Origin of the sequence: Rhizobium sp. Pop5 (genome assembly GCF_024721175.1) — a bacterium.
Lineage (GTDB): Bacteria > Pseudomonadota > Alphaproteobacteria > Rhizobiales > Rhizobiaceae > Rhizobium.
Map to the genome: position 1 here is coordinate 1195226 of NZ_CP099399.1, position 17858 is coordinate 1213083.

Genomic DNA, 17858 nt, shown 5'->3' on the forward strand with positions numbered 1-17858 from the left:
GGCAAAGATGCAGTGATTCCGTAAGCCTATTGTTGGCGTTTGTATTTTAGCCGGGTCGGAAGTGGTAAGCGCCGGTCCAGCCACGCGCTTCATAGTGTTGGCGTTCCGTTGTAACAAAGCTGTCACATCCGGGGAACGCGGGCGTTAGCGTGGCTTGAAAAGCGTAGTCAGAACCTCCACTTGTAGAGCCAAGTGAGAGTGCCGGCCGGTCCCAAGCGGCCGTGCAGAGAGCCCGGCAACGGGACGATGGAAAGGACAAAAGAATGACGAAGAAAACGTCTGTAGCGAGCAGCACCGCCTACCCTGTTCTGCCCTTGCGCGACATCGTGGTTTTCCCGCATATGATCGTGCCGCTGTTCGTCGGACGGGAAAAGTCGATCCGTGCGCTCGAAGAGGTCATGGGTTCCGACAAGCAGATCATGCTGGTGACGCAGATCAACGCCAGCGACGACGATCCGGACCCTTCGGCGATCCACAATGTCGGCACCGTGGCGAACGTATTGCAGCTGCTCAAGCTGCCTGATGGCACCGTCAAGGTTCTCGTCGAAGGCCGTGCACGCGCCGAGATCGACGCCTATACCAGCCGCGAGGATTTCTACGAGGCGCTCGGCCATGTGCTCGACGAGCCGCATGACGATCCGGTCGAGTTGGAAGCTCTGTCGCGCTCGGTCGTTTCGGAATTCGAGAGCTATGTGAAGCTCAACAAGAAGATTTCGCCCGAAGTGGTTGGCGCCGCCAGCCAGATCGACGACTATTCCAAGCTCGCCGATACGGTCGCCTCGCATCTGTCGATCAAGATCACCGAGAAGCAGGAAATGCTGGAGACCACCAGCGTCAAGGCCCGCCTCGAAAAGGCGCTCGGCTTCATGGAAGGCGAGATCTCGGTCCTGCAGGTCGAAAAGCGCATCCGCTCGCGCGTCAAGCGCCAGATGGAGAAGACCCAGCGCGAATACTATCTCAATGAGCAGATGAAGGCGATCCAGAAGGAGCTCGGCGACGGCGAGGAAGGCCGCGACGAGATGAGCGAGCTTGAAGAGCGCATCTCCAAGACCAAATTGTCCAAGGAAGCCCGTGAAAAGGCCGATGCGGAGCTGAAGAAGCTGCGCCAGATGAGCCCGATGTCGGCCGAAGCCACCGTCGTGCGCAACTATCTGGACTGGCTGCTCGGCATCCCCTGGGGCAAGAAGTCGAAGATCAAGGCCGATCTCAACAATGCCGAGAAGATCCTTGAAGCCGATCACTTCGGTCTCGACAAGGTCAAGGAGCGCATCGTCGAATATCTCGCCGTGCAGGCCCGCGCCACCAAGATCAAGGGTCCGATCCTGTGCCTCGTCGGCCCTCCGGGCGTCGGCAAGACCTCGCTCGCCCAGTCGATCGCCAAGGCGACCGGCCGTGAGTATGTCCGTATGGCTCTCGGCGGCGTTCGTGACGAAGCCGAAATCCGCGGTCATCGCCGCACCTATATCGGCTCGATGCCCGGCAAGGTCATCCAGTCGATGAAGAAAGCGAAGAAGTCCAACCCGCTGTTCCTGCTCGACGAAATCGACAAGCTCGGCCAGGATTATCGTGGCGACCCGTCTTCGGCCCTGCTCGAGGTGCTCGATCCTGCGCAGAACTCGACCTTTATGGACCACTACCTGGAAGTCGAATACGACCTGTCGGACGTGATGTTCATCACGACGGCGAATACGCTGAACATTCCTGCGCCTCTGATGGACCGCATGGAGATCATTCGTATCGCCGGCTACACCGAGGATGAAAAGCGCGAGATCGCCAAGCGGCACCTGCTGCCGAAGGCCATCAAGGAACATGCGCTGCAGCCGGAAGAATTCTCGGTCAGCGACGACGCCCTGATGGCGATCAGCCAGCAGTATACCCGTGAAGCCGGTGTCCGCAGCTTCGAACGCGAACTGATGAAGCTCGCCCGCAAGGCGGTCACCGAGATCATCAAGGGCAAGACGAAGTCCGTTCATGTGACGGCCGCCAACATTGCCGACTATCTGGGCGTTCCGCGCTTCCGCCATGGCGAAGCCGAGGGCGAGGATCAGGTCGGCGTCGTGACCGGTCTTGCCTGGACGGAAGTCGGCGGCGAACTGCTGACCATCGAAGGCGTGATGATGCCGGGCAAGGGCCGCATGACGGTCACCGGCAATCTGAAGGATGTGATGAAGGAATCGATCTCGGCAGCGGCTTCCTATGTCCGCTCGCGCGCCGTCGATTTCGGCATCGAGCCGCCGCGCTTCGACAAGAGCGACATCCACGTGCACCTGCCGGAAGGCGCAACGCCGAAGGATGGCCCCTCGGCAGGCGTGGCGATGGCGACCGCCATCGTCTCGATCATGACCGGCATCCCGGTGAACAAGCATGTGGCCATGACCGGTGAAATCACCCTTCGCGGCCGTGTGCTGCCGATCGGCGGTCTCAAGGAAAAGCTGCTGGCAGCACTTCGTGGCGGCATCAAGAAGGTGCTGATTCCGGAGGAAAACGCCAAAGATCTGGCGGAGATTCCGGACAACGTGAAGAACAGCATGGAGATCATCCCGGTATCCCGGATGGGCGAGGTGATCAAGCATGCACTGATCCGGCGGCCGGAGCCGATCGAGTGGGATGGCACGGTGGAAACGCCGGTCATCGCATCGGTCGAAGGCCTTGATGATACGGGCGCAGCCATAGCGCATTGAGTGGCGCTTGCCACATTTATGCCCCATTGGCGCAAAAGACGCGAAAAGGCTGGCGGAAACGCCAGCCTTTTTTGTGAAAACGTCATGGAGACGCTTGCTTTTCCTTGATTTGCAGGGCTTTTGGGTTCCCGGCGGGCCTGATGAAACCTATTCTGCGCCTAGCTTACATTTGAGTCGTTTCATACCATTTAGAAAGGGGTGGAAACATGAACAAGAATGAACTCGTGTCCGCAGTAGCCGAAAAGGCTGGACTGACGAAGTCTGACGCGGCTTCCGCTGTCGACGCGGTTTTCGACGTTGTACAGGCCGAACTCAAGAACAAGGGCGACATCCGCCTCGCGGGTTTCGGTAGCTTCACTGTTTCTCATCGTGCCGCAACGAAGGGCCGCAACCCGTCGACCGGCGCTGAAGTCGACATTCCGGCACGCAACGTGCCGAAGTTCACGCCCGGCAAGGGCCTGAAGGATGCCGTCAACGGCTGATTGGATAGTCCGCCAGCCGTACACGAGAGCGGCTGCGCAGGATTTCGGAGGGGTTCGGCATCGCTGAGCCCCTCTTTGTTTTTGTCGCTTGCCGCATGCAGCGCTTTGTTCTACGAACGAAGCCGTTCTCAGGGCGGGGTGAAAGTCCCCACCGGCGGTAAGGGCTGCGGCCCGAGCCCGCGAGCGCCTTCCGAAGCTTTAGCCGGGGAGGGGTCAGCAGATCCGGTGCGATTCCGGAGCCGACGGTATAGTCCGGATGAAAGAGAATGAGCGTGACCGCATGCGGGCAGGGAACTGCCTGTTTCTGCGTGCCGTCGCCTCATACGTCCTGATTTATGTTTGGTCCTTGTTCCGGATGGAAGACATGAATCAGAATTCCCTTGCAGTCCCGCGTTCCCGCGCCTTTGCCGGCGCAGCCTTCATGGTGCTCGGAGGCGTGGCCTTCTCGCTCCTGAATGTGGTCACCCAATGGCTGACCATGAAGCTCGCCTTTCCCCCGGCCTCCACGGCCTTCTGGCAATATGGCTTCGCCTTCCTTTTCTCTTTGCCCTTTCTGCGCAAATCAGGCCTTTCCGCCATGCGGACGGATTATCCGTGGCGGCATGTCGTGCGCGTCGTCTTTGCCGCGCTCGGCGTCGAGGCCTGGGTTTCGGGCCTTGCCTCGGTGCCGATCTGGCAGGCGATCGCACTCGTCATGACCTCGCCCTTTTTCATCATCCTCGGCGCCCGCCTGTTCCTCGGTGAACGAGTCGGCCCCGCCCGCTGGGCGGCGACGGCTGTCGGCTTTGGCGGCGCGATGATCATCCTCCAGCCATGGTCGGACAGCTTCAGCTGGGCAGCTCTGCTACCTGTTCTCTCGGCGCTTCTCTGGGGCGCATCGTCTCTCATCACCAAGAACCTGACCGGCATCGAGAAGCCCGAGACCATCACCGTCTGGTTGCTGGTGATGCTGACGCCGATCAACGGCGGCCTGGCATTAGCCGCAGGCTTCGTCGTGCCGACGGGCACGACGCTGGCTCTCTTCCTGCTGGCGGGCCTCCTGACTGTTGTGGCGCAATATCTGCTGACCCTTGCCTATGCCAGCGCCGACGCCGCCTACGTGCAGCCGTTCGACGACCTCAAACTACCGCTGAACGTGCTCGCGGGCTGGCTATTCTTCGGCTATGCGCCGGCCGGCTATCTTTGGCTCGGGGCAGCACTCATTCTCGCCGCGTCGCTTTTCATCATGAGGAACGAGATGCGCCGGGAAAGGGAACCGGCCTGACGCAGACCCTCTGAAATGTCGTGGGCGATCGGCACCGGCGGCGACGCGACGCTCTGGATCGCCGTCCGTAGGTGATGAAAGCCGCTGGAACTATCAAGCAGACGACTTCGCCTTTCTGTACTCCTTGCCCATCCTGCGAAGGTCGGACGGCCCGACGGACCTAGGTCATGAATTTGGGCAGCGCGGCCGCCAATGCGTCGACGGCGAGACGGATCCTGAGCGGCAGGTGCGGTGTCTGCAGCCACAGTGCATGGCAGTCGTAGAGAAACTCCGGCTGACCCGGCAGCAACACTTCGAGCGCTCCAGCCCGCACGCGGTCGCGGATGAGCCAGTAGGGCAGCCAGGCGAGCCCCATGCCCGCCGTTGCCGCATCTGCGATCGCATCGAGATCATCGAGCCGCAATCGGCTATTCGGCCGAACTTCCACCGGAGACGGGTCTCCACGTGGAAAGAGCCATGGGCTGAAGCGGGCAGAGCGTGCATAGATGATCGCGTTGTGCCCGCCAATATCTTCGATCTGCTCCGGTCTGCCATGCGTATCGAGATAGCTCGCCGAGGCGCAGACCACCATGCGCTGGCGCGCGACGCGTCGGGCGATAATGCCTGACCTGTCTGCCAGTTCACCGGTACGGATCGCGAGATCGTAACCGTTATCGGCGAGATCGATAATGGGATCGCTGAGCGAAAGATCGAGTTCGAGGTTCGGATATCGCTTTGCGAGCTCGATCAGAACCGGCAGCGCGCAGTGCCGCCCAAAATGCACGGGCATTGTGACCCGCAGCTTTCCGCGTGGTTCGGAAAGATGATCGATCGCGAGCGCATCCGCGGCCTCTGTTTCGACAAGGATCATCCGACAGCGTTCATAATAGGCGCGTCCGAAATCCGTCAGGCTCTGCCGGCGCGTCGTCCGGCTGATAAGGCTGACCCCCAATCGCTCTTCCAGAAAGCGGATGTGCTTGCCGACCATGGGTCCGGATAGGCCGAGTGCTGCTGCCGCTGCCGCAAACGAGCCCAGATCCACGGCCTTCACGAAGACGGTCATGCTGGTGAGACGATCCATATTGCAAACTCGCAGTTTCTTCTGTCTTGCCTTTTGGCCAATTTATCTTTCTTGATTGAGTTGTCATAGCTCATTCGGTTCAATTGTTTTGGAGTTTGTGGGAAATGGCACGCATAATCCGATTTCACGAATTCGGTGGCCCCGAAGTTCTCCGCCTTGAAGATATGGATATTCCTGCCCCCGGGCCGGGGCAGGTTCAGATCCGCGTCAAGGCTCTTGGGATCAACCGGGCAGAAGCTCTGCTACGATCCCGCACCTATATCGAAACCGCGCCGTTGCCGTCGGGCCTCGGCCTCGAGGCGGCAGGCATCATCGAGGCCATAGGGGAAGACGTCGACGGCTTTGCGCCTGGCGACGCCGTCAGCATCATTCCGCCGATCTCGATGGTGCGCTCGCCGGCTTATGGTGAGCTCGTGACATTTCCCGCCGAGCTCATTGTCAGGCATCCATCGACACTTTCCTGGGAGGAAGCTGCCGCTGTCTGGATGTCGTATCTGACTGCTTACGGCGCTCTCATCGATATTACCCGACTTTCAAGAGGGGAATTCGTGGCAATCACCGCCGCCTCGAGCAGCGTAGCTCTCGCTGCAATCCAGATCGCCAACGGGATCGGCGCCACACCGATTGCGATCACCAGAACGTCTTCGAAGCGCCAGGCATTGCAGGAGGCTGGTGCCGCGCATGTCATCGCATCGGATGAGGAGGACTTGGAAGCACGACTGAAGGAAATCACTGGGCAAGGGGGCGTTCGCGTCGTCTTCGACGCCGTGGCCGGGCCTATTTTCGAACCGCTGACGGCGGCGATGTCACCAGGCGGCATTCTCATTGAATACGGTGGATTAAGCCCGCGGCCAACACCGTTTCCTTTGCCTGCCGTGCTCGGCAAATGCCTGACGCTCCGTGGCTATCTCGTCCATGAGATTATCCGCGATCCGGCGCGGCTGCAGTCCGCAAAGACCTTTATTTTCGAAGGGCTCGCGTTCGGCACGCTGAAGCCAGTCATATCAAGGACATTCCCCTTCGAGCAGATCGTCGAGGCGCATCGCTTCCTGGAATCGAACGAGCAGTTCGGCAAGATTGTCGTGACGGTCTGATCCGGCTCTGCTGGATGATGTCTCAAGCCCGGCCTGCAACTTGCCGGCCGGGCCTGAATGATCCGTCAGGGCCTACCAGCGCTGATGCACATGCGGCGCAATCAGCCGCTCGTAGATCTCGCGCGTTGCCGCGATGACATCGGCCGAAAGCGGTGCGAGGCCGGCTGCGGCCGCATTGGCCTCGGCCTGCTCGGCATTGCGGGCGCCGGGAATGACGACGGTGACGGCATCGCTCATCAGGATCCAGCGCAGCGCGAACGCGGCCATGGTCGCCCCCGCCGGAACGAGCTTGCGCACTTCCTCGACCGCCTGAAGACCGACTTCGAAGGGAACGCCGGCGAAGGTCTCGCCGACATCGAAGGCTTCGCCGTGGCGGTTGAAGCTGCGGTGGTCATCACTTGCAAACTTGGTGTCGCGGGTGATCTTTCCGGAGAGCAGGCCGCTTGCCAGCGGCACGCGGGCGATGATCGCCACGTTCCTGCGGCGCGCTTCCTGGAAGAACAGGTGATCGGGCCGCTGGCGGAAGATATTATAGATGATCTGGATGCTGACGACGCCGGGATATTCGATCGCCTTCAGCCCGTCCTCGACCTTTTCGACGCTGACGCCGTAACCCTTGATCTTGCCGGCCCTTTGCAGCTCGTTCAGCCCCTCGAAGACTTCAGGCTGGTAAAGCACCTCGCGCGGCGGGCAGTGCAGCTGCACGAGGTCGAGGCTGTCGACGGCGAGATTCTCCAGGCTTCGGTCGATGAAGCCTTCCAGATTGGCCTTGGTATAGCCTTCCGCGACATGCGGGTTGAGGCGGCGGCCCGCCTTGGTGGCGACCATCGGGCGCTCGCTGCCGCGCGTCTTCAAGACGTCGGCAATGATCTTTTCCGAGCGGCCGTCGCCGTAAACGTCGGCTGTGTCGATGAAGGTCATGCCGGCATCGAGCGCGGCATTCAGTGCCGCGCGGCCGTCGGCCTCGCTGATATCGCCCCAGGAGCCGCCGATCTGCCAGGCGCCGAAGCCGACATTGGTGACGGTGAACGGCATGCGGCCAAAAGCATGGTGTTTCATGAAATCCTCCATAGGTGATGAAAGGCACTGGACCTATCAGGCAGATGACTTTGCCGCAATTGTCGATCCGGCCTTGATCGGTCGCCCCGATGAAATATCGTCGCGTTACAAGGCTTCAACTGCAATGGATGCAAAAGGAAAGATCATGGAGTTCAAACCCGCCGGCTCTCGTCCCTCGATGCAGGCCCCGGCCGATTATTTCACCGGCGCTGTTCGTCAAGATCCCCTCATCGAAGCGCCGTCGCCTGCCCGGGTGAGGGCGACATCCGTCACCTTCGAGCCTGGCGCCCGCTCGGCCTGGCACACGCATCCGCTCGGCCAGACGCTGATCGTCACGTCAGGCAAAGGCCTTGCCCAGAGTTGGGGGAGCGAAATCCAGGAGATTCGCCCCGGCGACACGATCTGGTTCACGCCTGGTGAAAAACATTGGCACGGTGCCGGCCCGGACACGGCGATGACGCATATCGCCATCCATGAAGCGCTGGATGGCAGCGTAGCAGACTGGCTGGAGCAGGTCAGCGACGAGCAATATTCCGGCAAGGCCTGAGGCGATCAGAGCCGTTTCAGGCAATAGGAAAAATGCGCATGTGATTCGACCGTCAGAAACTCGAATTGCCAGCCGTAATCCTTGCAAAACTTGGTGACCGCCTCGACGACGCCATAGACGATCGGCTTAACCGTGTTGCCGGTGCAGAAATCATGCCCTGCGATGCGCCCGGTCCGCTTCACCTTCTTCTCGCAGAGCAGCAGTTCCTGCCAGGTGAGTTCGAAGGAATGATCGGTATCGATATAGGCCCAGTCGAGGAAGTCGTCCTCAAAATCGGCAAGCTTTTCGAGCGATGTGCCCTGCATCAGATGCAGCCGGCCAGCCTCGATCTCGGCCGCGAACTGCGTATGGATCGAATCGAGACCGGAGCTGTAACGGTCCATCGACCAGGGATCGATGAGGTAAAGCTGCGCCGGGCGGTTCTTTTGGAGGATCTCCGCCGTATATTCGCCGAAGGCTGCTCCCACCTCGACGCCGATGCCGCCGTTTGGGATGCGGTAGAGCAACTCGCCGCGATCCGGCAGCAGGCGGGCGTTTTCCATATGGTGGGCGCTGAGCGCAGTGCGCGGCATGTTCGCCCGGAGCGCCTGCCTTTCTTCACGTGTCTTCATCTTTGATCTCGGATTGCGGGCGATCGATGCCCTGATGCGGTTCGAGGGGAACGTAGGAGCAGCCGATGCTGATGACAACAGCATGACAGGAATTTGCTTCTTTCAGACAAACCGCTAAGTTCCACCAGTGGACTGACGGAAAAGCCTCGGGAGGAGCGATTTCATGAGACGCATTTGGCCTGAAGAATTCAACGCCATCATCAGCGGAGCCGAAGAGGTCACGCTGGAGGCACCGGCCGAAGTGGGCGAAGCGCCGCTACGTCGCCAGGCGCTGAAAGCGCGGATCACCATGGAGGATTACGAGCGGATCTGGCCGCTCGCCGAAATGCGCTTCCGGCTTGGTGAAAAAGATGGCAAGGCCATCACCCTGATCACCACCAATCCTCACTATCACGCCTGGCACCCGAAGGACGGCGGTAGCGTCGATGCCGTGTCGGAGAGCGGTCGGCACTACAAGACCGATTATATCGTCGTGCACTTCCTGCTCGATGACGTAAAGGAAACGTCCCCAGCCTGACATAGGTTGAGCACCGGTGCGGCCGGAAGCCGCACCGGTGGCGTCCTCAAGCCAAGTTGATTCCGACCCTGATGACAGCGGCAGTGACATCGCTAAGCTTGGCGAAACTTATCTTTTGAGAAATCGGAGGGCTCCCGTGACGGGCAATGTACTGGATATCGCTGTCAAAACAGTGGACGGTCGTGATACTACACTCAACGAATATAAGGGCAGAGTGCTCCTGATCGTCAACGTCGCCTCGAAATGCGGCCTGACACCGCAATATGAAGGGCTTGAAAAGCTCTATGAGGAAAAGCGCGAGCGCGGTTTTGTCATCGCCGCTTTCCCCGCCAACGATTTCAAGGGCCAGGAGCCCGGCACCGACGCCGAAATTGTCGATTTCTGCACTCTCACCTATGACGTCAAGTTCCCGATCTTCTCCAAAATCTCCGTCAAGGGTGCGTCTCAGCACCCGCTTTACCGGCAACTGACCAAGTCGGGTGTCGCGACGACAGGTGACGGGCCGATGCGCGAGCGCCTGAAAGCCCACGGCATATCAGGCGGCGAAGAGGACGATATCCTCTGGAACTTCGAAAAATTCCTGATTGGCCGGGACGGCAAAGTCGCGGCCCGTTTCGCGCCAGATGTCACGGCCGATGATTCGCGGCTGGTTTCCGCGGTGGATAAAGAACTGGCGAAGGGATGAAATGCACTCGGGCTGCCAGGCGCACCATTGAACTGCGATGATTGGCGAAGAATCGGAGGAGGATCTTCAGATCCCCAGCACTGTGATAAGCGGTGGCGTAAAGTCCTTGTAGCCCAGTCTCGGCCAGTCGCACCTTGCGTCGAATTTGGTCTTTGGTTCGTGGCGCTCGCATTTCGGATTCGTCTTGAAGGCGTATCCGGGCAGCCTGACATAGATGGCGCTTGGCATGCAAAGGGCAACCGCGATGCATAGCGTCAATGCGGAGAGCAAGGTCCTCATGGCACACCTCCAGGCGTCGTATGCCTTTAAGCGCGGAGATTTTCCGGGCGACGAATTCTCCCACTTTCGCCGAATCCTATCCATTCGCCCAATAGGAGGTGGCACTCCGGCGGGAGTAGTCCGTTTTGGTGGAACGTTGGCCTGCGGACCACAGGCCTGAATCTGCCGGGCGTGATGCCGGATACGGTGAGAAGACAGCGCCGGTGTCAGGCCGCGAGCCTTGGGTATCCGTCGGGTACTTGGCAGTAAGGGAAAAATGGTGGGCGATGAGAGACTCGAACTCCCGACATCCTCGGTGTAAACGAGGCGCTCTACCAACTGAGCTAATCGCCCATCGCAAACGAAGCCGCATCGGCCCGCCGCGTTGGTGGCCGTGATCTATGCGGATCGCGGCAAAACCGCAAGAGTGTTTGTGAAGATTTTTTGATTTTTTTGGCAACGATCCTGTGTCCGGCGATGCCGATCAGGCTGTCTCCGGCTGTGGATAAAGGGGAGGGGAAGGCGCGGGGATATTCGTTTCAAGTGCTTCGTCGTCTTCGATCGGGCGCGCGGCGCGGCGGCAGGCGAGGGAATTGCGGGCTTTTCCATCTTCTCGCGCCGGCTTTGCCGAAACAATTCAACGACTGTCATGGTTTTGTCTCCAAACCTGCTTGACACTAAAAGGCGAACCCCGTAGTTAGCCGCTCATCGAAACGGGCAGCTGTTTCGGAGAGGGTGCGAAGGCATCCGGATTGCTTGAAATGAAGTGCGGGTGTAGCTCAGTCGGTTAGAGTGCCGGCCTGTCACGCCGGAGGTCGCGGGTTCGAGCCCCGTCACTCGCGCCATTTCAAAGCCGGCGACATCCGTCGCTGTCCGGCTCTTCTCATCCGTTATGCGCGGGTGTAGCTCAGTCGGTTAGAGTGCCGGCCTGTCACGCCGGAGGTCGCGGGTTCGAGCCCCGTCACTCGCGCCATTTTCTTCGCAAAGCCATGCAGTTTCCAGTGGTCAGCCATGCGCCTTCAAACGGCTTGCGCGGATTTGTCGCGACATCGTTGCATCTGCTTGATAATGTCCGCGCGCACTCGTCGAATTGCCTCTGTATAAAGTCTTGCGCCGGGGCTTCGGCTGCGCTAACCACGGCTTGTTGCAACGCACGTTCGCTTGCCGGGCATTTGCCCATATGCGCCGCCTGGCGCCGCCGGCAAGCAGGGATGAACATGATGACTGAACTGCTCAGTTCTTATATTCCGATCGCCATTTTCATTGGTATCGCGCTTGTCATTGGCCTGGCGCTGCTCATTGCGCCGTTCGCCGTGGCTTTCAAAGCGCCCGATTCGGAAAAGCTTTCCGCTTACGAATGCGGCTTCAACGCTTTCGACGATGCCCGCATGAAGTTTGACATCCGCTTCTACCTTGTGTCGATTCTCTTCATCATCTTCGACCTCGAAGTCGCCTTCCTCTTCCCCTGGGCCGTTTCCTTCGGCGCCATCGGCTGGTTCGGCTTCTGGTCCATGATGGTCTTCCTTCTCGTGCTGACCATCGGCTTTATCTATGAATGGAAGAAGGGAGCCCTGGAATGGGAGTGACCCCTGTGAGCAATCAGCCGCTTGTCGCCCAGCAGCCGAAGGGGATCATCGATCCCTCGACGGGCAAGCCGATCGGCAGCAACGACGCCTTCTTCGGTGAGATCAACAATGAGCTCGCCGACAAGGGTTTTCTGGTCACCTCGACCGACGAACTGATCAACTGGGCTCGCACCGGCTCGCTGATGTGGATGACCTTCGGCCTTGCCTGTTGTGCCGTCGAAATGATGCAGCTGTCGATGCCGCGTTATGACGTCGAGCGCTTCGGTTTTGCGCCGCGCGCCTCGCCACGTCAGTCTGACGTGATGATCGTCGCCGGCACGCTGACCAACAAGATGGCACCGGCACTGCGCAAGGTCTACGACCAGATGCCAGAGCCGCGCTACGTCATCTCGATGGGCTCCTGCGCCAACGGCGGCGGCTACTATCACTATTCCTATTCGGTGGTGCGCGGCTGCGATCGCGTCGTGCCGATCGACATCTATGTGCCGGGCTGTCCCCCCACGGCAGAGGCGTTGCTCTACGGCGTGCTTCTGCTGCAGAAGAAGATCCGGCGCACCGGCACGATCGAACGCTAAGGGTTAAGGACCAGGCATATGAGTGAAGCCCTGACAGAGCTTGCGTCTTACCTTGGCGAAGCGCGCGGCAATTTGATTGCCGCATCGCAGATGAAGTATGGCGAGCTGACGCTGACGGCGACGGGTGAGAACCTGATCGCGCTCCTGACCTTCCTGCGCGACGACGCCAAGTGCGGTTTCGTCAACCTGACGGACATTTGCGGCGTCGACTGGCCGCAGCGCGAGCTGCGCTTCGACGTCGTCTATCACCTGCTGTCGCCGAAGAAGAATCTGCGCATCCGCGTCAAGGTCGCAACCGACGAGGATACGCCCGTTCCGTCGGCCTGCGCCGTTTATCCCGGCGCCGACTGGTTCGAGCGCGAGACCTGGGACATGTACGGCGTGCTCTTCACCGGTCATCCGGATCTGCGCCGCATCCTGACCGACTACGGTTTCGAAGGTCACCCGCTACGCAAGGACTTCCCGACCACTGGTTTCGTTGAGGTCCGCTACGACGACGCGGCAAAGCGCGTTGTTTACGAGCCGGTCGAGTTGAAGCAGGAATTCCGAAACTTCGACTTCATGTCTCCCTGGGAGGGCACGGATTATGTGCTTCCTGGCGACGAAAAAGCGAAGCAATAAATTCAAGGCGGCTGGCGGGCTCTGCGCCCGTCATTCACTGATTATCTGAGAACGCGAGCCTGATCGCCATGACAGAACATAACGTCCGCAACTTCAACATCAATTTCGGACCGCAGCATCCGGCGGCGCACGGCGTTCTTCGTCTTGTCCTGGAGCTTGACGGCGAAATTGTGGAGCGTGTCGATCCGCATATCGGCTTGCTTCATCGCGGCACCGAGAAGCTGATCGAGACCAAGACATACCTGCAGGCCGTTCCCTACTTCGATCGCCTCGACTACGTGGCGCCGATGAACCAGGAACATGCCTATGCGCTGGCGGTCGAAAAGCTGCTCGGCATCGAGATCCCGATCCGCGGCCAGTTGATCCGCGTTCTCTATTCTGAAATCGGCCGTATCCTCTCGCATCTCCTGAACGTCACGACGCAGGCCATGGACGTCGGTGCGCTGACGCCGCCGCTCTGGGGCTTCGAAGAGCGTGAAAAACTGATGGTGTTCTACGAGCGCGCCTCCGGTTCGCGCATGCATGCGGCCTATTTCCGTCCGGGTGGCGTTCACCAGGATCTACCGGAAAAGCTGGTGCAGGACATTGGCGGCTGGTGCGACCCGTTCCTGAAGGCGCTCGACGACATCGACGACCTGTTGACTGGCAACCGCATCTTCAAGCAGCGCAACGTCGATATCGGCGTCGTCTCGCTGGAGGATTGCTGGGCCTGGGGCTTCTCCGGCGTCATGGTACGCGGTTCTGGTGCTGCCTGGGATCTGCGTCGCGCCCAGCCTTACGAATGCTATTCCGATCTCGAATTCGACATTCCGATTGGCAAGAACGGCGACAACTACGACCGTTATCTGATCCGCATGATCGAAATGCGCGAATCGGTCCGCATCATGAAGCAATGCGTCAACCGCCTGCTCTCGGATGCGAAGACCGGTCCGTTCTCGTCGATCGATGGCAAGGTCGTGCCGCCGAAGCGTGGCGAAATGAAGCGTTCGATGGAAGCGCTGATTCACCATTTCAAGCTCTACACCGAAGGCTATCACGTGCCGGCCGGCGAGGTTTATGCCGCCGTCGAAGCGCCGAAGGGCGAGTTCGGCGTCTATCTCGTCTCCGATGGCAGCAACAAGCCCTATCGTTGCAAGATCCGCGCTCCCGGTTACGCGCATCTACAGGCGATGGACTTCATGTGCCGCGGCCACCAGCTTGCCGACATCGCGGCCGTCCTCGGTTCGCTCGACATCGTCTTCGGTGAGGTGGATCGCTGATGCAGCGTCTGCCGCTCGTCGTCGCAATGCTCCTTTCGGCATCCGGGCTTTCGGCCCAGGAGGCCGACACCCTCGGTACGCCGCTGGGCCATAAGGAAGTGACGCCGCCGGCACAGCAATCGTCCATGGGCGAGCTTTTGTCCAAGGGCTATCAGATCAAGGCTGCCGTTCCGAATGGCAGTAAATTCGTAGTGTTTATGCAGAAAGACCAGTCGGCCTATGCCTGCGAAATGCAGTCTTTGACCGCTTCGCGGTGTGGAACCCTAAACTGACAAGGCGTGAGGAAGAATGTCCGTTCGTCGATTAGCCGAAGATCAATTTCAGCCTGCCGCATTCGCTTTCAGCGATGACAATGCGGTCTGGGCGGACAAGACGATCCAGAAATACCCCGCCGGCCGCCAGCAATCGGCTGTTATCCCGCTATTGATGCGGGCTCAGGAGCAGGACGGTTGGGTCACGCGCGCGGCGATCGAAAAGATCGCCGACATGCTCGACATGGCTTACATAAGAGTGCTCGAGGTCGCGACTTTCTATACGCAGTTCCAGCTGCATCCCGTCGGCACGCGCGCCCATGTCCAGGTCTGCGGCACAACGCCCTGCATGCTGCGCGGCTCGGAAGCGCTGATGTCGGTCTGCAAGAGCAAGATCCATGCCCATGCCTTCGAGCGGAACGCTGAAGGCACGCTGTCCTGGGAAGAGGTCGAATGTCTCGGGGCCTGCGTCAACGCCCCGATGGTGATGATCGGCAAGGATACTTACGAGGATCTCACGCCCGAGCGTCTCGAAGAAATCATCGATGCCTTTGCCGCCGGAAACGGCGCGGATATCAAGCCCGGCACCCAGATCGATCGCGTGTTTTCGGCGCCTGAAGGCGGCCCGACCTCGCTGACGACGGAAGAGCCGAAGGCAAGGACGCGCGCCAAGAAGACGGATGCCGAAACCGTGTCGGCTCCGGTCGACCGCGCTCCGGTTCCGCCATCAGAAGCTGCCCGTCCGAAGAGCACCGACGCGGAAACCAATGCCGCCCTGAAGACGCCGGCAACGGCGCCGAAGGCTGCGGCGAAGAACGCAAAGGCTGCCCAAGAGCAGCCGATATCAGGCACCGCGCCTGCTGAACCGAAGCCCGCGGCTGCCGTCAAGGCCGAATCAGCTCCGGCGGCAAAACCCAGCCTGACCGACAAGAACCGTCCGTCCGGCATCGAGAAGCCCGCTGCGCCGGATGATCTGAAGATGATCTCCGGCGTCGGTCCGAAGATCGAGGCGACGTTGAACGAAATCGGCATCTTCACCTTCGCGCAAGTCGCGGGCTGGAAGAAGGCCGAGCGCGAATGGGTCGATGGCTACCTGAATTTCCGCGGCCGCATCGAGCGAGACGACTGGGTCAAGCAGGCCAAGGCGCTCGCCAAGGGCGGCGAAGCGGAATATATCAAGGTCTTCGGCAAGAAGCCGCGGTAAGAGGTGAAGCATGTTACAAGATAAAGACCGCATCTTTACCAATATCTACGGCCTCAAGGACAAATCCCTGAAGGGCGCGATGAGCCGCGGCCACTGGGACGGCACCAAGCAGATCCTGGAAAAGGGCCGCGACTGGATCATCAACGAGATGAAGGCATCCGGTCTTCGCGGCCGTGGCGGCGCCGGCTTCCCGACTGGCCTCAAATGGTCCTTCATGCCGAAGGAAAGTGACGGCCGTCCGCACTATCTCGTCGTCAATGCCGACGAATCCGAGCCCGGCACCTGCAAAGACCGCGACATCATGCGCCACGATCCGCATACGCTGATCGAAGGCTGCGTCGTCGCAAGCTTCGCCATGGGCGCCAATGCAGCCTACATTTACGTGCGCGGCGAATATATCCGCGAGCGCGAAGCGTTGCAGGCGGCGATCGACGAATGTTATGATCACGGCCTGCTCGGCAAGAACAACAAACTCGGCTGGGACATGGACATCTTCGTCCATCACGGTGCCGGCGCCTATATCTGCGGCGAGGAAACCGCGCTTCTCGAAAGCCTCGAAGGCAAGAAGGGCCAGCCGCGGCTGAAGCCGCCGTTCCCGGCCAATATGGGCCTCTACGGCTGCCCGACGACTGTTAACAACGTCGAATCGATCGCTGTTGCGCCGACGATCCTGCGTCGCGGCGCCGGCTGGTTCTCGGCCATTGGTCGTCCGAACAATGTCGGCACGAAGCTGTTCATGCTCTCTGGTCACGTCAACAAGCCGTGCACCGTCGAAGAGGAAATGGGCATCACCTTCCGCGAACTGGTCGACCGTCATGCAGGCGGCATCCGCGGCGGCTGGGACAACCTGCTCGCCGTCATTCCGGGTGGCGCATCCTGCCCGATCGTTCCGGCCAAGGATATCATCGACTGCCCGATGGATTTCGACGGCCTGCGCGGCGTCGGCTCCTCGTTCGGCACCGCCGCTGCGATCGTCATGGACAAGTCCACCGACGTCATCAAGGCAATCGCGCGCATCTCCGCCTTCTTCAAGCACGAAAGCTGCGGTCAGTGCACGCCCTGCCGTGAAGGCACGGGCTGGATGTGGCGCGTGATGGAGCGCATGGCCAAGGGCAATGCCCAGAAGCGCGAAATCGACATGTTGTTCCAGGTGACGAAGCAGATCGAAGGCCACACCATCTGTGCGCTCGGCGATGCGGCCGCATGGCCGGTGCAGGGTCTGATCCGTAACTTCCGCCCCGAGATCGAAAAGCGCATCGACCAGTATACGGCAAGCGCGCTCGATCATGGTGCGGTTCTGGAGGCGGCTGAATAATCATGGTGGACAAGGCATCTCAGGCGAGGATTCTCGCCGAAGGCACGAAGAAGGAAGAGGCTGCCGATTTCGCGGCCGGCTTCGGCCGGCTTGCTGCCGAGATGCTGGAAAATGCACGGGCGATGCCGGTGCATCCGCTGATGGCGCATCCCGCCGCAGCTTTTGCCGCCGCAACGGCGATCGGCGTCGGTCTTTCGACCCAGATGGCGGGCGCCTTCTTCGGCGCTTTCCAGAGCGCCCTGGAAACCACGGGCAAGCTCGCCGCCGCACTCGACGATACGCCGCCGGAAGAGCCGGAGCCCGATATGGATATCCGGCCCGAGAATATTCGCCCCGCTGCCAAGATCTTGAACAAGCCGGCGGTCGAGAAGAAGGCCAGGCCGAAACTGACGGTGGTCGCGGCTGGGCCTGCCAGCAAGCCGGAACCGGTCGCGAAGGCGAAGCCGGCTCCTCGGACTGTGAAGGCAGATGATCTGAAGCTGATCACCGGCATCGGTCCGAAGCTGGAGCAGGTGCTGAATTCCAGGGGCATTCGCAGCTTCGCCGAGATTGCCGGCTGGAGCGACGAGGACATCGCCAGGCTCGATGCCGAACTCGGCTTCAGCGGCCGCATCGGGCGCGACGACTGGTCCGGCCAGGCAAAAATTCTCGCGACACGGGGTCGCAGGAAGAAATGAGAAGTGTCCGGCCGTATCAATCGGCCGGAAAAACGGGCAGATCGGCGGACGGGCGGGGGCCTCAAGCTGCAGATGCCAAGCGGGTTTCGGATCTGGAACGCGCGACAGAGAA

The 17858-nt window shown here is 60.4% G+C and carries 18 protein-coding genes, 3 tRNA genes and 1 riboswitch; of the genes, 17 read left to right on the plus strand and 4 right to left on the minus strand.

Translation table 11 applies throughout. From position 1 onward, the window contains the following. The first annotated feature begins 263 nt into the window (after nucleotides 1-263). The 3 genes from lon (at nucleotide 264) to NE852_RS08030 (ending at nucleotide 4427) form a co-directional block, all read left to right on the plus strand. The gene (gene lon / locus NE852_RS08020; protein WP_008521930.1) at nucleotides 264-2681 is read left to right on the plus strand and encodes an endopeptidase La; all 2418 of its coding nucleotides are present in this window, start codon (nucleotides 264-266) and stop codon (nucleotides 2679-2681) included. A 206-nt stretch (nucleotides 2682-2887) separates the two neighbouring features. Beyond that, a complete protein-coding gene (gene hupB, locus NE852_RS08025; RefSeq protein ID WP_003558438.1) occupies nucleotides 2888-3163 on the plus strand; it encodes a DNA-binding protein HupB in 276 nt (91 codons plus the stop codon). 120 nt (nucleotides 3164-3283) lie between these two features. After that, nucleotides 3284-3435, plus strand: a riboswitch (FMN riboswitch). An 83-nt stretch (nucleotides 3436-3518) separates the two neighbouring features. Next, nucleotides 3519-4427, plus strand: a complete 909-nt coding sequence (locus NE852_RS08030) for a DMT family transporter (RefSeq protein ID WP_205621914.1) — start codon at nucleotides 3519-3521, stop codon at nucleotides 4425-4427. Nucleotides 4428-4587: 160 nt separating this feature from the next. Here NE852_RS08030 and NE852_RS08035 read toward each other — a convergent pair whose 3' ends face one another. After that, entirely contained in the window at nucleotides 4588-5487 is a 900-nt protein-coding gene (locus tag NE852_RS08035) for a LysR substrate-binding domain-containing protein (RefSeq protein WP_008521928.1), read from the minus strand. A 104-nt stretch (nucleotides 5488-5591) separates the two neighbouring features. Between NE852_RS08035 and NE852_RS08040 the strand changes: the two genes are divergently transcribed. Then, complete coding sequence (locus tag NE852_RS08040; RefSeq protein WP_008521927.1) at nucleotides 5592-6581, plus strand: zinc-dependent alcohol dehydrogenase family protein; 990 nt, start codon at nucleotides 5592-5594, stop codon at nucleotides 6579-6581. A gap of 72 nt (nucleotides 6582-6653) precedes the next feature. On the opposite strand, the gene NE852_RS08045 is transcribed toward NE852_RS08040, so the two are convergent. Beyond that, a complete protein-coding gene (locus NE852_RS08045; RefSeq protein ID WP_258156384.1) occupies nucleotides 6654-7640 on the minus strand; it encodes an aldo/keto reductase in 987 nt (328 codons plus the stop codon). Between the two features lie 124 nt (nucleotides 7641-7764). Between NE852_RS08045 and NE852_RS08050 the strand changes: the two genes are divergently transcribed. Then, nucleotides 7765-8187: a cupin domain-containing protein gene (locus tag NE852_RS08050; RefSeq protein ID WP_037170558.1), complete on the plus strand. Its 423-nt coding sequence runs from the start codon at nucleotides 7765-7767 to the stop codon at nucleotides 8185-8187. 5 nt (nucleotides 8188-8192) lie between these two features. On the opposite strand, the gene NE852_RS08055 is transcribed toward NE852_RS08050, so the two are convergent. Continuing rightward, the gene (locus tag NE852_RS08055) at nucleotides 8193-8798 is read right to left on the minus strand and encodes a class I SAM-dependent methyltransferase (protein ID WP_008521923.1); all 606 of its coding nucleotides are present in this window, start codon (nucleotides 8796-8798) and stop codon (nucleotides 8193-8195) included. Between the two features lie 163 nt (nucleotides 8799-8961). Between NE852_RS08055 and NE852_RS08060 the strand changes: the two genes are divergently transcribed. Together NE852_RS08060 and NE852_RS08065 are read left to right on the plus strand one after the other, a co-directional pair. After that, entirely contained in the window at nucleotides 8962-9315 is a 354-nt protein-coding gene (locus tag NE852_RS08060; protein WP_258156385.1) for a hypothetical protein, read from the plus strand. A 136-nt stretch (nucleotides 9316-9451) separates the two neighbouring features. Then, entirely contained in the window at nucleotides 9452-10000 is a 549-nt protein-coding gene (locus NE852_RS08065) for a glutathione peroxidase (RefSeq protein ID WP_258156386.1), read from the plus strand. Nucleotides 10001-10536: 536 nt separating this feature from the next. Here the strand turns inward: NE852_RS08065 and NE852_RS08070 are convergent. Continuing rightward, nucleotides 10537-10612 (minus strand) — tRNA-Val (locus NE852_RS08070). 414 nt (nucleotides 10613-11026) lie between these two features. On the opposite strand from NE852_RS08070, the gene NE852_RS08075 reads away from it, so the two are divergent. The 10 genes from NE852_RS08075 to NE852_RS08120 all read left to right on the plus strand — a co-directional run bounded on the left by NE852_RS08075 (nucleotide 11027) and on the right by NE852_RS08120 (nucleotide 17746). Then, nucleotides 11027-11103 (plus strand) — tRNA-Asp (locus NE852_RS08075). Between the two features lie 51 nt (nucleotides 11104-11154). Next, nucleotides 11155-11231: transfer RNA gene (locus NE852_RS08080), tRNA-Asp, on the plus strand. Nucleotides 11232-11259: 28 nt separating this feature from the next. Next, nucleotides 11260-11844: an NADH-quinone oxidoreductase subunit A gene (locus NE852_RS08085; protein WP_258156387.1), complete on the plus strand. Its 585-nt coding sequence runs from the start codon at nucleotides 11260-11262 to the stop codon at nucleotides 11842-11844. Beyond that, nucleotides 11835-12419, plus strand: a complete 585-nt coding sequence (locus NE852_RS08090) for an NADH-quinone oxidoreductase subunit B family protein (RefSeq protein WP_008521904.1) — start codon at nucleotides 11835-11837, stop codon at nucleotides 12417-12419. Before NE852_RS08085 ends, NE852_RS08090 begins: the two co-directional genes overlap by 10 nt. A gap of 18 nt (nucleotides 12420-12437) precedes the next feature. Next, entirely contained in the window at nucleotides 12438-13040 is a 603-nt protein-coding gene (locus NE852_RS08095) for an NADH-quinone oxidoreductase subunit C (RefSeq protein ID WP_008521902.1), read from the plus strand. 68 nt (nucleotides 13041-13108) lie between these two features. After that, nucleotides 13109-14299, plus strand: coding sequence for an NADH-quinone oxidoreductase subunit D (locus NE852_RS08100; protein ID WP_008521900.1), 1191 nt, complete (start codon nucleotides 13109-13111; stop codon nucleotides 14297-14299). Further along, nucleotides 14299-14571 (plus strand): hypothetical protein, encoded by a 273-nt coding sequence (locus tag NE852_RS08105; protein WP_008521898.1) that lies wholly within the window; start codon nucleotides 14299-14301, stop codon nucleotides 14569-14571. Before NE852_RS08100 ends, NE852_RS08105 begins: the two co-directional genes overlap by 1 nt. A 16-nt stretch (nucleotides 14572-14587) precedes the next feature. Then, a complete protein-coding gene (locus NE852_RS08110; RefSeq protein ID WP_008521896.1) occupies nucleotides 14588-15754 on the plus strand; it encodes an NADH-quinone oxidoreductase subunit E in 1167 nt (388 codons plus the stop codon). Nucleotides 15755-15764: 10 nt separating this feature from the next. After that, the gene (gene nuoF, locus NE852_RS08115; protein ID WP_008521894.1) at nucleotides 15765-17069 is read left to right on the plus strand and encodes an NADH-quinone oxidoreductase subunit NuoF; all 1305 of its coding nucleotides are present in this window, start codon (nucleotides 15765-15767) and stop codon (nucleotides 17067-17069) included. Between the two features lie 2 nt (nucleotides 17070-17071). Then, nucleotides 17072-17746, plus strand: a complete 675-nt coding sequence (locus tag NE852_RS08120) for a 5' DNA nuclease (protein ID WP_008521892.1) — start codon at nucleotides 17072-17074, stop codon at nucleotides 17744-17746. The last annotated feature ends 112 nt before the right edge of the window (nucleotides 17747-17858 follow it).

Bases quoted from the DNA above. Each gene is read 5' to 3' on its own strand.
- lon (WP_008521930.1), top strand. From the start codon at position 264: ATGACGAAGAAAACGTCTGTAGCGAGCAGCACCGCCTACCCTGTTCTG.
- hupB (WP_003558438.1), top strand. From the start codon at position 2,888: ATGAACAAGAATGAACTCGTGTCCGCAGTAGCCGAAAAGGCTGGACTG.
- NE852_RS08030 (WP_205621914.1), top strand. From the start codon at position 3,519: ATGGAAGACATGAATCAGAATTCCCTTGCAGTCCCGCGTTCCCGCGCC.
- NE852_RS08035 (WP_008521928.1), bottom strand. From the start codon at position 5,487: ATGGATCGTCTCACCAGCATGACCGTCTTCGTGAAGGCCGTGGATCTG.
- NE852_RS08040 (WP_008521927.1), top strand. From the start codon at position 5,592: ATGGCACGCATAATCCGATTTCACGAATTCGGTGGCCCCGAAGTTCTC.
- NE852_RS08045 (WP_258156384.1), bottom strand. From the start codon at position 7,640: ATGAAACACCATGCTTTTGGCCGCATGCCGTTCACCGTCACCAATGTC.
- NE852_RS08050 (WP_037170558.1), top strand. From the start codon at position 7,765: ATGGATGCAAAAGGAAAGATCATGGAGTTCAAACCCGCCGGCTCTCGT.
- NE852_RS08055 (WP_008521923.1), bottom strand. From the start codon at position 8,798: ATGAAGACACGTGAAGAAAGGCAGGCGCTCCGGGCGAACATGCCGCGC.
- NE852_RS08060 (WP_258156385.1), top strand. From the start codon at position 8,962: ATGAGACGCATTTGGCCTGAAGAATTCAACGCCATCATCAGCGGAGCC.
- NE852_RS08090 (WP_008521904.1), top strand. From the start codon at position 11,835: ATGGGAGTGACCCCTGTGAGCAATCAGCCGCTTGTCGCCCAGCAGCCG.
- NE852_RS08095 (WP_008521902.1), top strand. From the start codon at position 12,438: ATGAGTGAAGCCCTGACAGAGCTTGCGTCTTACCTTGGCGAAGCGCGC.
- NE852_RS08100 (WP_008521900.1), top strand. From the start codon at position 13,109: ATGACAGAACATAACGTCCGCAACTTCAACATCAATTTCGGACCGCAG.
- NE852_RS08105 (WP_008521898.1), top strand. From the start codon at position 14,299: ATGCAGCGTCTGCCGCTCGTCGTCGCAATGCTCCTTTCGGCATCCGGG.
- NE852_RS08110 (WP_008521896.1), top strand. From the start codon at position 14,588: ATGTCCGTTCGTCGATTAGCCGAAGATCAATTTCAGCCTGCCGCATTC.
- nuoF (WP_008521894.1), top strand. From the start codon at position 15,765: ATGTTACAAGATAAAGACCGCATCTTTACCAATATCTACGGCCTCAAG.
- NE852_RS08120 (WP_008521892.1), top strand. From the start codon at position 17,072: ATGGTGGACAAGGCATCTCAGGCGAGGATTCTCGCCGAAGGCACGAAG.